Origin of the sequence: Actinospica sp., from assembly GCF_035552695.1 — a bacterium.
In the GTDB taxonomy this organism is placed as follows: Bacteria; Actinomycetota; Actinomycetes; order Streptomycetales; family Catenulisporaceae; genus Actinospica.
This window is the reverse complement of record NZ_DASZKT010000061.1, coordinates 16,706-32,192: the sequence shown is the minus strand read 5'-3', so window position 1 is coordinate 32,192 and position 15,487 is coordinate 16,706. Positions and strand designations below refer to the sequence as shown.

Below are 15,487 nucleotides of genomic sequence, written 5' to 3'. Positions count from 1 at the left end.
GACGCCGTGGTCGGCAGCGTGTTCGTCGGCGAGGGTGATCACGCGCGTGGGCCCGCCGGCGAGTTCGACGGCGTCGCCGAGCGCGCCTTTCCCGGCGGCATCGAAGACGGCGTCGACCTTGCCGACGGGTGTGTGTACCTGCGCGAGGAGATCAGGCCCGTACCGCACAGGGATGGCGCCGAGTTCCCGGGCGAGCTGCTCGTCGCGCGAAGCGGTGGCGCTGGTGACGGTGAGGCCATGAGAGACGGCGAGTTGGGTGGCGATGAGGCCCACCGAGCCTGCGCCGTCGAGATATGTCACGTAACGGCAAGGCCGCGCCGGAGCCCGAGGGCGGCTGGCTCAACAGCGACGAGCAGCGGGCGTGGCTGGCCTACATCCGGATTCAGCTGCGCCTGACGTACGAGATGAATCGCCAACTGCTCGCGGACAGCGGCGTGTCGCTCGCCGACTACGACGTGCTGACGGCGCTCGGCGTCGCCGACCAGGGCCGGATGTCGGTGACCGTGCTCGCCGCCCAGATCGGCTGGGAGCGCAGCCGGGTGTCCCACCACGTGCGGCGGATGGGCACGCGGGAGCTGGTGACCTGCGGCCTGTCCGCCACCGACAAGCGCGTGACCGAGGTGGCCCTGACCGACCGCGGCCGCCAGGTCCTCGATCAGGCGGCGCCCGGCCACGTCGATCTCGTCCGCCGACTGTTCTTCGACGGACTGTCGGTCGAGCTGATAGGTCCGCTGACCAAGGCGCTGGAGGGCGTGTATGCCAACATCATCAAGCAGGGCACCCTGCCGCCGCCGGTCGATTGGCGCCCCGCGCGGGATTGAGGCCTTCGTCAGCCGAGGGCGGCCGTTGTTCCGCGGATGACGAGGCGGGGTGCGATGACGGCGGGCCTGGCAGGATGCTCTTATGGATCAGAACAGAGTGCACAGTGCGGTGGCGGAGGGCTGGAGCGCCTCCGCGCTGCCCAGCCTGGCCGAGTTCGTCGAGATTCCCGCGCTCTCCCCGGGCTTCGACGCTTCCTGGGCCGAGACCGGGCACCTGCGTGCGGCAGTCGAGCACGTGCGGGACTGGATCGCCGCGCGCGGGCTTCCGGGGGCGCGGCTCGAGATCCTCGAACTCGAGGGCCGCTCGCCGCTGCTGATGGTCGACATACCCGCGACCTCGAGCACGGCCGGGCGGGGCACCGCCATCCTCTACGGGCACCTCGACAAGCAGCCCTCGGTCGGCGAGTGGTCCGAGGGGCTCGATCCGTGGAAGCCCGTTTTCCGGGACGGCCGGTTGTACGGCCGCGGCGCGGTCGACGACGGCTACTCGGGTTACGCGGCGACGCTTGCGCTCGAAGCCGTGCACGCCGCGGGTGGCGAGCACGTGCGCGTGGTCCTGTTGCTGGAGACGGGCGAGGAGTCCGGGAGCCCGGATCTGCCCGCGTACATGGAGCACCTGGGCGACCGCCTCGGCGAGATCTCGCTGGTGGTCTGCCTCGACGCCGGGGGCGGCGACTACGAGCGGTTGTGGCTGACCAACAGCCTGCGCGGGCTCGCGCAGGCCACGGTGACCGTCAGCGTGCTGCGGACTCCCCAGCACTCGGGCCTGGCCAGCGGCATCGTGCCGAGTTCGTTCCGGATCCTGCGCACGTTGCTTGACCGGATCGAGGACGCCGCGACCGGGGTGATCAAGCTCCCGGCGATGAACGTGGAGATCCCGGCCGACCGCCGCGCCGAGGCCGAGGAGCTGGCGAAGTCCGATCCCGGTGCCCCGAAGCGGCAGCACCCGCTGCTCGACGGGGTACGGCCGGCCTCCGATGACGATGTCGAGCTGATTCTCAACAACACCTGGCGCCCGACGCTCTCGGTGACCGGCGCGTCGGGACTGCCCGAGCCGGCCAGCGCGGGAAACGTGCTGCGCACCTCGACCTCGCTCAAGCTCAGCTTCCGGCTCCCGCCGACCGCCGACTCGCAGGCCGCGTTGGCCGAGCTGCGGCAGGCTCTGACCACGGACGTGCCCTACGACGCGAAGGTGGAGCTCGCCGACGTCATCGCGCAGGACGGCTGGAACGCGCCCGCGTTGGCGCCGTGGCTGTCAGAGACGCTGGACTCGGTCGGCGATCGCGTGCTCGGCGAGCGCCACCAGGGCATCGGCATCGGCGGCGCCGTGCCGTTCATGACGATGCTCGCCGAACGCTACCCCGAGGCGCAGTTCCTGGTGACCGGAGCTCTCGGCGTCGACTCGAACATGCACGTGCCGGACGAGTGGCTGAACCTGGCGTTCGCGCAGAAGGTGACCGAAGCCGTCGCCCACGTGCTCGACGCCCATGCCCGGGCCTGACGGTGATTCGTCGACTCAGGATCAGCTGAGACGGATCCTCGGCGCGTCATCGCGACAAACGGTGTCCGCGCGGCCCGAGCGAGAAACCGCGGCGGGTCGAGCCGCCGTCGCGTGCGCGCTCTCGGTGGCGTGGGCGGCGGTAGCGGGTACCGTATCGGTGGCGGCCGGAGTGGCGAGTGGCGCGGTGGCGCTGGTGGCGTTCGGTCTGGATTCGGTCATCGACGGGTCCGCCTCCGCGGTTCTGGTCTGGCGCCTGCGAACCGAGTTGCGCAATCCCAGCGGCACCGCTGGCGCGGAAAAGGCCGAACGCCTCGCCACGAAGGCGGTGGGCGCTGCGATGCTCGCGGCGGCCGGCTACGTCGCGGTGCAGGCGATCCGCACGTTGGCGGCCGGGACCGCGGCACGCAGCGAGCCCGTCGCGCTGATCCTGCTTGCCGCGTCGGTGTTCGTGCTGCCCGGGCTCGGATTCGTCAAGCTGCGTCTGGCCCGGACGCTGCGCAGCGCGGCGCTACGTGGCGACGGCGTGCTCAGCGCCGCGGGTGCCGCCCTGGCGCTCGTCGCCCTGGCCGGCGCCGCAGTTCAGTCGTGGTGGGGCTGGTGGTGGGGCAATCCGGTCGCGGCTGTCTTGATCGCGCTCTTCCTGATCCGTGAAGGCATCAGAACATTGACTGCACTGACTGGCTGAGACCGGCTGACTGAGATATGCCAGGGTGTTCAGGCGTCGTTGAGGTCTTTGCCGAGGGCTTCGATGCCATGGGCCAGCGTGCTTTCGCGGAGTGCGCCGTAGCCGATGAGCAGGGCGGGGGGAGCCTTGTCATGGTCGGCCCAGTGCCATTTCGCCGCTTCCAAGTGGATGCCGTGGTTCGCGGCTGTCTCCGCGACCGTGTCCGGGTCGAGTCCGGCGGGCAGCCGCAGCAGCAGGTGGAGGCCGGCGGCCTCGCCGCTCGGTTGCAGCTGCGGGAGGTGCGCGTCGAGTTCGGCGAGCAGGCGGTCGCGGCGTGATCGGTAGACGGGGCGTACGCGCCGCAGGTGTCGGGCGAGGGCTCCGCTGTCGATGAAGCGGGCGAGGGTCAGCTGCCCGAGCGCCTCGCTGGCGAAGTCCTCGAGGAATTTGGCGGAGATGACGTCCTCGATGAACTGTCGCGGCACGACGAGCCAGCCGAGCCGCAATGCGGGGCTGAGGACTTTGCTCACGGTGCCGCCGTAGACGACGCGCTCGGGATCGAGGCCTTGGAGCGCCCCGATCGGCAGGTGGTCGTAGCGCAGCTCGGCGTCGTAGTCGTCCTCGATCACGAACGCGTCGGCGGCGCGGGCCCAGTTGAGGAGTTCGACTCGTCGGTCGGCGGACAGGACGACGCCGCTGGGGTACGAGTGGGCCGGAGACAGCAGCACGGCACCGACGTCCAGCGCGGCGAGGCGGGAGGCCTGGATCCCCTGCCCGTCGACCGGGACCGGGACCGCTTCCAGCCCGGCCGCGGCGATCAGGGTTCGATGGAACACGAAGCAGGGATCTTCGACGGCGATGCGGGTGACGCCGCGCCGCTGCAGGGCTCGGCAGACCAGCACCAGGCCCTGCGAGAAGCCGCCGCAGATCACGATCTGGTCCGGGCCGGTGCGCACGCCGCGGACCCGGCCCAGGTAGGCGGTCAGCGCCGCGCGCAGCTCGTGCACGCCGCGAGGGGGAGGGTATGTCAGGGCACTGTCGGGCAGTTCCCGCAGTACGTCGCGGTAGTGGCGCAGCCACTCGTCGCGGGGGAAGAGCGCGAGGTCCGGCAGCCCGCTGCCCGCGATGGCGCCGTCGCGGCCGACCGGCACCGGCCAGTACAAAGCGTTGCCCGACGCGGCGGCGCCCGGAGTGCCGCCGATGCCCGGCAACGCCCGGACCTGCGTGCCCGAACCCTGCCGCGCTTCGAGGTATCCCTCGATGACGAGCTGCTCGTAGGCCCCGACCACGAGCGAGCGCGACACCAGGAGCTCGGCGGCCAGCACCCGCGACGGCGGGAGGACCGTGCCGGGGGCAAGCGATCCGCGGGCAACGGCCTGCCGCAGTCCGCGCTCGAGCTGCGCGCGAAGACCGCGTGGCCGGGAACGGTCGAGCTCCACGAGCAGGTCCGCGGGAAACTCGCCCGCCGTCGTATTGGACTGCGAACTCATCGAAAATTGGTCCTTTCTATCCCGACCACTTTTCGTAGGCTAGTCACGTACGAGGGACAAGGCCATAGGTTGGTGCTCGACGGGGTGGAGCACTCGACGCAGGCCGTGTCGGCCAGTGGTCGGCAGCGTGGTCGCGCGGGCGAATGAACGCGCGCCACGCGCCGTCCCGTTGCGGGGGCGACGGAATGGCCGCTCCGCCGAGACCATCCGCCGCCTGTCTCGAACGCCGAGCTCACCCTCCACACCCGCGCATTCGACCTCTGAGGTGGGGGCTGACAGCACTCGAGGTCAGGTTGTCGCGTGGCGCGGCGGCTTGGCGGCGCTCCGGGTGTGCAGGGTGTTGATTGCCGATGGCTGTCGTGACCGGTAGCATCCGTCGTCACGCTCGGCCTCGAAGGCGTGGCCGTCAACGCTAAGTTTGCTGGGGCTTCGGATGGCACTCCACGCGCGAACGGCAAAGCGCCAGAAAATGGCGGATCTGGACGCGCGGCGGCGGCTGCCGCTGCGCGTCGTGTTACTCATGCTGGCTTTCGTGCCAAGCGCGGCCATGGTCGCGCTCTTGGCCGTCAGCTCGGGTCAGCTCTATGACACATGGCACACGGCGACGAGTCGCGAGAACAGCGTCGTCTCCGGCAACGGGGCGGTGCCGGCGACCGGGCTCTACTACGGCCTCCAAGAGGAGCGGGCGTTGAGCGCGGCGACGCTCGCGGACCCGGCCGACTACAAGGCGAAGCTGGCTCAGGTGCGAAAGCTCACCGACGCCTCGGCCGCGGTCCTGCAGTCGCTCACCGGCGTGGCGGCGCCGAGTGTCACCGCCAGTCTTCAGCAGTTCGAGACGCAGTTCCGGCAACTGTCCGGGTACCGGATCGCGATCGACGACGGCACGGCCTCGCAACAGGAGGCGTACGACGACTACACCGCCCTCATCAGCTCGAACCTCTCGCTGTTCGCCGCGCTGACGCAGACCGGCATCGCAGACATCGATATCATTACACTGCCGTCGACTCCCACGGGCTGGGGCGAGGAGATGATCTCGCGCGAGGACGCGATCATCACGGCCGGCTCGGTGTCCGGCCACCTGACCGTCGCCCAGCGCTCGCAGATCGATCAGGCCGTGGGCGCCGAGCAGCTCATCTACCAGAACCAGGTCATCCCGTCCTTTCCGGCGTCGGTGGCCGACCTCTACCAGGGCATGCTCAGCAGCGCGACCTGGCAGCAGAAGACCCAGGTCGAGCAGAGCCTCGCCGACGCCCCCGTCTCGTCCAGCGGCGTCATCACCGTGCCGACGGCGGTCGGCCAACAGTGGCAGCAGGTGATGTCCTCGCTCAACCCCGAGCTCCAGCACCTTGCCCAGGTCGGTACCGGCTACATTCTGGCCACCGCCAACAGCAAGGTGAGCTCGTTCGAGACGCATCTGATCGTGCAGACCGCCCTGGGTGCGGCTGCCGTCGTGCTCGTCATCGTCTTCACCTGGTGGCTCATCATCGTGCTGCGTCGCCGGATCTTCGCGCTGCGTCTGGCGGCCGAGGAGCTCGAAACCAGACTGCCCGACGTGGTGGAGCGGCTCCGCAGCGGCGAGGCGGTCGACACGGACACCGAACTGCCGGAGCTGCACTACGGCCGAGACGAGCTGGGCATGCTCGGCCGGGCGCTCAACGCGGCACGTGCCAGCGCACTGGAGACGTCCGTGCGGCAGGTCGAGCAGTACCGCGGCTTCGAAAGGCTGCTGCAGCGCATCGCCCGGCGCACCCAACTGCTGATCGGGCTGCAGATGAAGCGGCTGAGCGAAATGGAGCGGCAGTACGAGGACGCCGCGGTGCTTGAAGGCCTGTTCGACCTCGACCACCTGGCCGCGCGGTTGCGCCGCTACGAGGAGAACCTGGTGATCCTCGGCGGCGGGCAGACGCAGCGGCGCTGGCGCAAACCGGTCCCGCTGCTCAATGTGCTGCGATCCGCGCAGGGCGAGGTGCAGGACTACCGACGGATCAGGATCCAGACGGAGAGCCGGGTCTGGATATCCGAGCGCGCGGTCGGCGCGTTGGTGCACGTGCTGGCCGAGCTGATGGAGAACGCGGTGACCTTCTCCAAGCCGCCCGCCCCGGTCGAGGTGATCGCCGCGCCGGTGGCGCGCGGCCTGGCCATCGAGATCGAGGACCGCGGCATGGGCCTCGACGCCGAGCAGTACGCCGAAGCCAATGCCCTGATGGCGAATCCGCCGAGGATGGACGTGCTCTCGCGGGCCGACGACGCGCGACTCGGCCTGTACGTCGTCGCCCGGTTGGCCGCGAAGCTCGACGTGAAGGTGGAGTTGCGGCCCTCGTCCTTCGGCGGCACCCGGGTGGTCGTCCTGGTGCCGGCCGAACTCGTGCTCGCCGAGCACCAGATCCCCGCGTCCGCGGAGAGCGGCGAGGACGACCTCGAACTCGCCCCTCGGCTCTCCGTGGTCGGTGCCGTCCCCGACTCCGCCGTCCCCTCCAACGGCACGTCCGCTTCGACCCTGAACGGCATTCTCAATGGCTCAGCCGGGAGCGTGGGCGCCCCGGACCAGTCCGATCCTCTCCTGGTCGGCGTCGGCGGCGGCAGATCGCCGGACCCGGCCGCCGCGCCGTCGCTGGAACCGCTGCCGAGGCGGGTCCGTCAGGTGAGCCTGGTCGCCGAACTGCGCGAAACCCGCGACGGCGGACGCGACGCGGGACCGCACGACGATCCGGAGGCGGACGCGCAGGAGTCCGATCCGGGTCGGTCCGGTGCCACGGTCGGCGCCTTCCAGCGCCAGTCCCGCCGAGCGCGGCTGGCCGCGGACGGCGAACCTCCCCTCATCCGTCCTTCGTCGGACGCCGAGCAGACCAGGGAAGAAGACGGACGATGACGAGACAGCGAACCTCCATGCCACAGCGCTCCACGGCCACCGATCACGATCTGGACTGGCTGCTCGATCGCCTGGTCGACCAGGTCGTGGGAACCCGGCACGCGATCGTGCTCTCCGACGACGGCCTGGTGATCAGCCAGTCCAAGGAGATCGACCGCGGCGACGCCGAGCGGCTGGCCGCGATCGCCACCGGTCAGCAGAGCCTGGCCCGCGGCGTCGGCGAGGTCTTCGGCGGCGGCGGCGTGCGCCAGATCATCGTCGAGCTGGCGGACTTCTGGCTGTTCGTCATCGCGGCCGGCCGCGGCACCCACCTTGCGGTGCTGGCGGACCAGCAGGTCGAGGCGGAAGTGATGGCGGAGGCGATGCACACCCTCGTGCTTCAGGTCGGGCAGCATCTGGGCACCAAGACGCGGGTCGGCCCGGAGCCCGGCGAGGAGGACGCGGATGCCGATCAGCCACTGGGCCGACGAGCCCCTCGATGAGGACGAGGACTCCTTCGTCAGGCCCTACACGATCACCCACGGCCGGACGGTCTCGGCGCACGGCGACGACCTGACGCTGATCACGATCATCGTCACGCTCGCCGCGCCCGAGGAGCAGTTCGGCACCCGCGGCCTCGAACCCGAGCACCGCTTCATTCTGGAGCGGTGCCGCAGGCCGGTGGCGGTGGCCGAGATCGCGGCGGGGCTCAACCTGCCGGTGGCGGTCACGAAGATCCTGATCAGCGACCTGATCACCTTGGGCACGGTGGCCGCCCGCGCTCCGTTGGCGGTCGCGGTCGGGCAGAGACCGGACATCAGACTTCTTCAGGCGGTGCGAGATGGACTACGACGACTCTGACAGGCGGAACGGGCCCGCGGGCCCCGCGCCGGCCGCCGTGAAGTTCCTGATCGCGGGAGGCTTCGGGGTGGGCAAGACGACCATGGTCGCGGCGGTCAGCGAGGTCGAGCCGCTGCGCACCGAGGAGTATCTGACCGTTGCGAGCGTCGGTGTCGACGACGTCGCCGGTGTGGCGGAGAAGGACACCACGACCGTGGCCATGGACTTCGGCCGGATCACGGTGAGTCCCGAACTGGTGGTGTACCTGTTCGGCACCCCGGGCCAGGAACGCTTCTGGTTCATGTGGGACGACCTGGTGCTCGGGGCTCTGGGCGCGGTGGTGATCGCGGACACCCGGCGGCTGCAGACGAGCTTCGGATCCATCGACTTCTTCGAAAGCCGAGGCATCCCCTTCGTGGTCGGCGTCAATTCTTTCGACGGGTACCAGGACCGCACGGTCGCCGAGATCCGCGAAGCCCTCGATCTCGATCCGCGCGTGCCCATCCTGATGGGGGACCTTCGCCAGCGCGCCGTCAGCCGTGACGTGTTGCTGACCTTGGTCGACCATCTGATGGACGGGCGCGAGTGACGTGACATCACGTCCAGATCTGGAGCGGCACGACGCCCGCGGCCTGTCCGTCGGCGTCTAGGACGCGTCCGAGCCGCTTGACGTGCCTCAAGGTCAGTCCGCGGTCGAGTATCTCCAGTTCCGGGATGCGGTCGGCGAGGGCCGCCTCGAGGCGCTGGATGTCCGCGACCGAGCGCAGCCACAGAGTGAGCAGAAGATTGGGCCGGCCGCCCGTGATGGCCGCGCACAGCCGTGTCTCGGGCAGCGCGGCGAGTTGCGCGGCGGTCTCGCCGAGCCGCGACGGTGGCAGGCGGCACCACAGGGAGGCGGTGACCGGCCATCCGGACAGCGCCTGCGCGACCTCGCAGCGTATGACGATCTGTCGGAAGGTGAGGATCGACTCCACCCGGCGACGCACGGTGCTGACACCCAGTCCGGTGCGCTCGGCGAGTGTGTTGTAGGAGCTTCTGCCGTCCTCGGTGAGGGCGGCGATCAGCGACGTGTCGCGCGCGTCGAGCGGGCGGAACGGTCCGGCTGCCGTCGAGGCGTTGTCGCGCAGATGCTGCGCCTGGACGGTGCTCAGTGTTCGCAGGTGCCAACTGCCGGCCTCGGCGATCAGCGCGGTGGCGACGTGGGCGCGAGTACCGCGTACGCCCGGAATCCGCCCCAGGCCGGTCAGCACGAACGCGCCCAGCGTCGCCAGATCGCGCTCCACGACCGTCAGCAGCAGGTCCCGGCTGCCGGTGACGTGCTCGATGGTGCCGACGCGCGGATCGTCGACCAGCCGCTCGGCCACGGCCGTCGCCTCTCCGGCCGCGCATTCGACCTCGATGAAGGCCGCCAGCGCCGCGGCCAGCGGGCCGGGGGCGGGGTAGACGCTGATCCACGCGCGGCCGGTGTCGCGCAGCTGAGCCCAGCGGCGGGCCGCCGTCGAAGGGTCCACCTCAAGCGCCTGTCCGACGGTGGTCCAGGACGCACGCGGGTTGATCTGGAGCGCGTTGATGATTCTCAGCTCCAGCTCGTCCAGAACGGCTGATTCCTGCATCTGGGTCTACTCTTCCGATACTTTCCGGCATATAGCGGCATGCTACGTGCGAGGCGCCCATCATCTCTCCAATCCGCGAATTCCGGGAGGGTATCTGTCTGTGCGTAACGACAGCCGCGCGCTTCAGGGCGACCTTGTGGACCTGCGCCGTCGCCTGCACCGAGAGCCCGAACTCGGGCTGAGCCTGCCGCGTACGCAGGAGAAGGTACTGCGCGCGCTCGACGGCCTGCCTCTCGAGATCACCCTGGGTGAGTCGACGAGCGGCGTGACCGCCGTGCTGCGCGGTGAGCGCCCTGGCCCCACAGTGCTGCTGCGCGGCGACATGGACGCACTGCCCGTCGCCGAGAGAACCGGCCTGGACTTCGCCGCCAGCGACGGCCGGATGCACGCCTGTGGGCACGATCTGCACACCAGCATGCTCGTCGGTGCGGCCCACCTACTCAGCGCACGCACCGCCCGGCTCGCCGGAGACGTGGTGCTCATGTTCCAGCCGGGCGAGGAGGGTCACGACGGGGCCGCGCACATGCTCCGCGAAGGCGTGCTCACCGCCTCGGGCGAACGCCCTGTGGCCGCGTACGCCCTGCACGTGGCCAGTGCCGGCCAGCCCCACGGCGTGTTCCGCACCCGTCGGGGGCCGTTCTTCGCGGCCTGCGACACGGCGACCGTCGTGGTGCGCGGCGCCGGCGGCCACGGCTCAACCCCGCATCTCGCGCGCGACCCGATCCCGGCCGCCTGCGAGATGGTGCTGGCCCTGCAGACCCTCGTCACCCGCGGCTTCGACATCCACGATCCGGTCGTGGTCACGGTCGGCTCAATTCACGCAGGCAGTCAGGCCAACGTGATTCCGCACGAGGCTCGCTTCGAGGCCACCGTGCGCACGTACTCCGACGCGGTCCGAGCGCGGGCCAAGGACGGCATCGTCCGCATCGTGCGCGGTATCGGCGCGGCGCACGGTCTACAGACCGACATCAACTACGAGTCCGGATACCCGGTGACCGTCAACGACGATGCCGAAGCCGAGTTCGCCGCCGGCACCGTCGCGGAACTGCACGGCGAGGAGCGCTTCTCCTGGTCCGACAATCCGCTCCAGGCCTCCGAGGACTTCTCGCACATTCTGCACGAGATACCCGGCGCCATGATCACCCTCGGCGCCTGCCCACCCGACGCAGCCCCCAGTCACGCCCCCTACAACCACTCGCCGCTCGCAGTCTTCGATGACGCAGTGCTCGCGGACGGCGCCGCCCTCTACGCTGAACTCGCGCTGCGCCGACTCAATGCCGTCCCCTAGTTCCTCCAGGAGGAGTCATGGCTCAAGATCTCATCCGAGTGTCAGGGCAGGAAATCGCCTATCGCCGCAGCCCGGGCGAGGGGCGCCCGGTCGTGTTCGTCCACGGCAACTCGTCCTCGTCCAGGACCTGGCACCACCTCCTGGACGGCGCCTTCGGCCGGCGCTACCGCTGCCTGGCCCTCGACCTCCCGGGGCACGGAGCGTCCTCGCCTGCAGCCGAGGCGGAAACGTACTCACTGCCCGGCTATGCCGCCATCCTTTCCGGTTTCGTCGACGCACTCGACGCGCGGGACGCGGTGATCGTCGGCTGGAGCCTCGGCGGCCACATCGCCCTGGAGGCGGTCCCCGCGCTGCCGGACGCGACCGGATACGTCATCTTCGGCACCCCGCCCGTCAGCGGGCTCGCGGACCTGCCGAACGCGTTCCAGCCCAACCCCGCGGTGCAGACCGGCTTCACCGCCGACGTGGACCCCGAGGCCGCACTCGCCTATGCCACCTCCTTCTTCGCCCCCGACTCGACGCGTTCGACCGACGAACTGGTCGCCGACATCCTGCGCACCGACGGAACGGCTCGCAGCGCCTTGGCCGCGAGCATGGCCGCCACGCGGTTCGCCGATGAGGTCGAGGTCGTCGCCGCGCTCGGCAAGCCGCTGGCGATCCTGCACGGCGAGCGCGAACAACTCGTCAGCCTGGACTATCTCAGCAAGCTCAACGCACCCACTCTGTGGCGCGGCGCCGTCCAGGTCGTCCCTGCCGCCGGCCACGCGCCGCAGGAGGAGACCCCGGACGAACTGGCAGGGCTGCTGGACCAGTTCATCACCGAACCGGTCCAGCAGCCCTGATCGCCGTCTCAGCTACCTGTCAGTTGCCTCAGTTGCCGATACCGAGCGCGAACACGTGCAGGCCGGTCGAGCCGCTACCGATGTCCGGGAGGGTGACGGTCGCCACCTGCTTGCCCGCCGTGAGCGGAACGGACTGCTCGAACACGTTGACGGCGGTGTGGTCCTGCGTGTTTCCCGGCCGGTTGCGATAGGCGGCGACGATGACGGCGTTGGAGCCCGCGGGCGCCGTGCCGTACCAGTCCGGCACGTTGACCGTGAACGTCTGTGTCGTGCCGTCCGTGTAAGTGATCATGCCGCTGCCGGCCGCCGGGCCGTATGTGGCCGTATCCAGGATTCCGAGGTCGGCGCCCGAGCCGGACAGATCGATCGTCTGACCCTGGGCGTTCACGTTGTCCGGCTGCCCGCTCGCCGCGTTGGGCCAGGCGAACGAGATTCCGTCGTATGTCAGGCTCTTGCCCGGTGTCACGCCGAGTGCGGCAAGCGCCTGCGCCGAGAAACTCGATCCGGCGGTGTCGATGTCGGCTGCGTCGGTGGCCGTGTCATCCGAGATGCCGATGTTGTTGAACGCCGCGGTGAACGAGGTGTACGGCTGAACGACCTCGGCCGTGCCGACCAGCGTGGCCAGGCCGCTGTGACCGGCTACGTACGACGCCATGGCGGTCATCTCGATCGTCCCCGGCTGCGGTGGCGTGCTCGGCGGCGTCACGGTGAACGTCACGCTCGCCGCGCCGTGCGCCGGCACCGTCGGCAGGCCGGCCTGACTCTTGTCGAGTGTCCAGCCCTGCGGCACTTGCAGGCTCGCCTGGCCGTCGGTGAGCGCCTGGGCGGTCGGATCGGTGACGGTCGCCGTGATCTTCAGCGCGACGCCCGGCTGGTACAGGCCCGACGAGCCGGTGACGGTCAAGTACGGCTGCGCCGGTATCTGGAACGAATCCAGCGACATTCCGCCGCTGACGTCCACGACCTCGATCGTGTGCTTGCCCGCGGACAACTTGGTGTCGGTGAACACCGTCTGCCCGGTGCGGCTCGCGGGTGACGCGGCATTGACCGTGCCCTGCGACACGCCGTCTATCAGGATCTTGGCTTCGCCCTGGCCCGGGCCCGTGTCCGTGACGAACGCGATGCTCTTGCCGGTGAACGTCAGCGATACCGAGGCACCCTGGGCCGTGGTGGAGTGCACGTCGTCGCTGCCGTAGTTGCCCTGAGCCGACCAGGTTCCGGCATAGGTCAGCAGCTGGCTGTCGCTGTCGACCACGGTGCCTTGTGCCGCGGCGGGATCGAGGCCCGCGCTGTCCATGATCGCCGTTGCCTGCGCAGGCCAGGCGTTGGCGGCGACGAGCGTCGGCGCGGTGTAGGTGATGTCGGTGCCGTTGTTGTTCGTGTTCGGATTGTCGGTGTAGTTCGTCGGCCCGACGGTGATGGTGTTGATTGTCGGCGTCCACATGCCGATCCAGTCGCTGCCGCCGTAGCTGGTGACGTTGTCGAAGGTGTGCCAGTAGGAACTGCCCTCGTCCTGGTAGAGCATGTTGTTGGTGTGGTTGCCGACGGTCACGTAGTTCCCGGAGAGCACGGAGTAGACCCCGGCGCCGTCCTCGCCTTGGGCGCCGAGCGTGTAGATCGGACCGCCGTCGTACAGGACGTTCATCACGTCGTGGATGTAGTTGTCGGTGACCTGGTTGCCACCGGCGTAGTTCGTGCCCTGCTGGCAGGTCGGCTTGCCCTGCGCCGCCTGCATGCTGCACGGCGATGCCCAGCCCCAGCCCCAGCCGATCGACATCCCGGAGTAGGAGGTGTGCCCGATGTCGTTGTGCGAGACGGTCAGGTTCCTGGTGAAGCCCGCCCAGATCCCCACGGCGTCGGTGTAGTTCTGGCCGACGTGCGAGATCGCGTTGTCCGAGATCGTGTCGCCGGAGTTCATCAGCGCCGGGTCGTTCTGGAAGTAGTCGTTCACATCGCCGACCGAGATGCCGCCCGCCGCGGTATCGGTGAATGTGCTGCCGACGATTGAAGAGTTCTGCGTTCCGTCGGCCAGGTCGATGCCGGCGGCACCGAGGTGTCCGAATGAGTCGCCGCTGAAGACGATGTCCGCGCCGCGGGAGACGGCTACTGCGCCGGGGGTGATGGTCGGCGTTGTGCTGCTACCCGAGGTGTCCCACAGTACGGCCGCCTGGTTGTCGATGTAGCCGGTGGTCGCGGGTGTATTCCAGGTCGTATATGCGAACCCGAGGCCTTGGAAGGTGATGTTGTGGACCGGCGTGATCGCAGTCGGCGTCACTTCGAAGCCGTCGACCACCAGATAGGAACTGCTGGTGTTGACCAGCTTCACGGTGTGCGTACCCGCGGCCAGGCCCTGCACCGAGTAGACGACCTGCTGCGCGAGCCGAGTGGATCCGGCCTCGGTCCAGTTCTGCGAGGTGTCCTGCTTGCCGTCGACGTAGGCGTCGAAGGTGCCCTCGTCGGTGTTGGTCTCGCCAAGCACCTCGAGCCCGGTGCCGGTGAACGTGTACGTCACCGAGTCGCCGTTCGTGTTGGTGTACGCGACGTCGTCGCCGAGGTCGCCGACGCTGCGGTTGGCCGACGTGGCCCAACTTCCCGCGTACGCGGCGCCTGGGTCGTTCTGGTTGACGGGCGAGAGGTGACCGGGAGTTCCGTCGAGTACGGCGAGGGTCTGCAGCACGGGCAGTTCGACGTCGGCGGACCTCATGTCCTGGCCTGGCGCCGGTATGTAGTAGAGGTAGTGGGCCGCCTTGTCGAGGTAGAACTGGCCGGGCTTGTCGAGCAGCTGGTACGCGTTCTCCACGTAGGAGATCCCGGACATGGACGGCAGGCCGTTGCCGTTGAACGGGAAGCCGAGGTTCGGCACGTTCACGTTGTTGGCGGACCAGCAGCTCGGCAGGACATTGATGTTCGAACCGCCGGCCGAGTCCGCGGTGATGCTCTGGACCGGGCAGCTCATGTGCTTCCAGTCGTTGTCCTGCACGACCTGTATCTGCGTCTGGTTGGTGAGCGACGCGTACGAGGAATCGGAGGTGTGGAAGCCGGTAGAGGTCACCTGCACGTCGGCCGGGCTGCCGGCCGACCTCGCGAGCGTGGCGCGGGTGCCGTCGACGAACAGCTGCTGGCCGCCGCTCGACGCGTCCGCCGCCGAGACCGGCGCCCTCCACACGTTGTCGGCCGCGCTCACCCTGGTGAAGCCGGTGACTCTGGCGGCCCCGTTCAGCACCGGGTCCTGGCCGGGAACGGGCTGGTAGACGACATGGAATCCATTGGTACCCGAGTCCTGCGGCCCGAGCTGCAGGGTAGAGGCGAGACGGTAGTCGCCGCCGAACAGGTCTACATCGATGTCTGACTTCATGTCATGGTTGACGGCTCGAACCTTGGCCGCCGCGCCGGCCAGACTGCAGGGCCTCGCGACGGTGCACGCGCCGCCCGCCCCCGAGGGAGCGGCGTACAGCGTGATCGGAGCCGACGTCGCGGCCGCGCTCGCGGCCGACATGCCGGGCAGGCCGTACGCGGCGATTCCTGTCACGAGCAGTGCCGCGATACGTGTGGGAGTCTTCATTGACAAGCCCTTCCTGGT

12 protein-coding genes and 1 pseudogene are annotated in these 15,487 nt (G+C 69.4%); 9 read left to right on the top strand and 4 right to left on the bottom strand.

Translation table 11 applies throughout. The annotated features are described in order from the left end of the window. Window positions 1-300 (bottom strand): annotated as a pseudogene (locus VG296_RS08945) (NADP-dependent oxidoreductase); the annotation flags it as partial. Between VG296_RS08945 and VG296_RS08940 the strand changes: the two are divergent. The 3 genes from VG296_RS08940 to VG296_RS08930 all read left to right on the top strand — a co-directional run bounded on the left by VG296_RS08940 (window position 294) and on the right by VG296_RS08930 (window position 3,007). Continuing rightward, a complete protein-coding gene (locus VG296_RS08940; RefSeq protein WP_325565020.1) occupies window positions 294-821 on the top strand; it encodes a MarR family winged helix-turn-helix transcriptional regulator in 528 nt (175 codons plus the stop codon). The pseudogene VG296_RS08945 and the gene VG296_RS08940 overlap by 7 nt on opposite strands. Before the next feature lie 82 nt (window positions 822-903). After that, on the top strand, window positions 904-2,322 hold the full coding sequence (locus VG296_RS08935) for a M20/M25/M40 family metallo-hydrolase (RefSeq protein WP_325565018.1): 1,419 nt from the start codon (window positions 904-906) through the stop codon (window positions 2,320-2,322). After that, on the top strand, window positions 2,309-3,007 hold the full coding sequence (locus VG296_RS08930; RefSeq protein WP_325565016.1) for a cation transporter: 699 nt from the start codon (window positions 2,309-2,311) through the stop codon (window positions 3,005-3,007). The genes VG296_RS08935 and VG296_RS08930 overlap by 14 nt, the downstream gene beginning before the upstream one ends. 29 nt (window positions 3,008-3,036) lie before the next feature. Here VG296_RS08930 and VG296_RS08925 read toward each other — a convergent pair whose 3' ends face one another. Continuing rightward, window positions 3,037-4,476 (bottom strand): PLP-dependent aminotransferase family protein, encoded by a 1,440-nt coding sequence (locus VG296_RS08925; RefSeq protein ID WP_325565014.1) that lies wholly within the window; start codon window positions 4,474-4,476, stop codon window positions 3,037-3,039. Window positions 4,477-4,945: 469 nt separating this feature from the next. On the opposite strand from VG296_RS08925, the gene VG296_RS08920 reads away from it, so the two are divergent. The 4 genes from VG296_RS08920 to VG296_RS08905 are packed head-to-tail and all read left to right on the top strand — an operon-like array spanning window position 4,946 to window position 8,753. Further along, complete coding sequence (locus VG296_RS08920) at window positions 4,946-7,345, top strand: nitrate- and nitrite sensing domain-containing protein (RefSeq protein ID WP_325565012.1); 2,400 nt, start codon at window positions 4,946-4,948, stop codon at window positions 7,343-7,345. Next, window positions 7,342-7,827, top strand: coding sequence for a roadblock/LC7 domain-containing protein (locus VG296_RS08915; protein ID WP_325565010.1), 486 nt, complete (start codon window positions 7,342-7,344; stop codon window positions 7,825-7,827). Before VG296_RS08920 ends, VG296_RS08915 begins: the two co-directional genes overlap by 4 nt. After that, window positions 7,790-8,185: a DUF742 domain-containing protein gene (locus VG296_RS08910; protein ID WP_325565008.1), complete on the top strand. Its 396-nt coding sequence runs from the start codon at window positions 7,790-7,792 to the stop codon at window positions 8,183-8,185. The genes VG296_RS08915 and VG296_RS08910 overlap by 38 nt, the downstream gene beginning before the upstream one ends. After that, complete coding sequence (locus VG296_RS08905; protein WP_349259498.1) at window positions 8,166-8,753, top strand: GTP-binding protein; 588 nt, start codon at window positions 8,166-8,168, stop codon at window positions 8,751-8,753. The genes VG296_RS08910 and VG296_RS08905 overlap by 20 nt, the downstream gene beginning before the upstream one ends. Before the next feature lie 7 nt (window positions 8,754-8,760). Here VG296_RS08905 and VG296_RS08900 read toward each other — a convergent pair whose 3' ends face one another. Continuing rightward, window positions 8,761-9,777, bottom strand: coding sequence for an Lrp/AsnC family transcriptional regulator (locus VG296_RS08900; protein WP_325565006.1), 1,017 nt, complete (start codon window positions 9,775-9,777; stop codon window positions 8,761-8,763). Between the two features lie 94 nt (window positions 9,778-9,871). Here VG296_RS08900 and VG296_RS08895 point away from each other — a divergent pair, with 94 nt between their 5' ends. Together VG296_RS08895 and VG296_RS08890 are read left to right on the top strand one after the other, a co-directional pair. Beyond that, window positions 9,872-11,065: a M20 family metallopeptidase gene (locus tag VG296_RS08895; protein ID WP_349259500.1), complete on the top strand. Its 1,194-nt coding sequence runs from the start codon at window positions 9,872-9,874 to the stop codon at window positions 11,063-11,065. 17 nt (window positions 11,066-11,082) lie between these two features. Further along, window positions 11,083-11,907 (top strand): alpha/beta hydrolase, encoded by an 825-nt coding sequence (locus tag VG296_RS08890; protein WP_325565002.1) that lies wholly within the window; start codon window positions 11,083-11,085, stop codon window positions 11,905-11,907. Between the two features lie 28 nt (window positions 11,908-11,935). Here the strand turns inward: VG296_RS08890 and VG296_RS08885 are convergent, their stop codons facing one another. Continuing rightward, window positions 11,936-15,469 carry an NEW3 domain-containing protein gene (locus tag VG296_RS08885; protein WP_325565000.1) on the bottom strand — a complete coding sequence of 1,178 codons (3,534 nt, stop codon included), beginning with the start codon at window positions 15,467-15,469 and terminating at the stop codon, window positions 11,936-11,938. Between the last annotated feature and the right edge of the window lie 18 nt (window positions 15,470-15,487).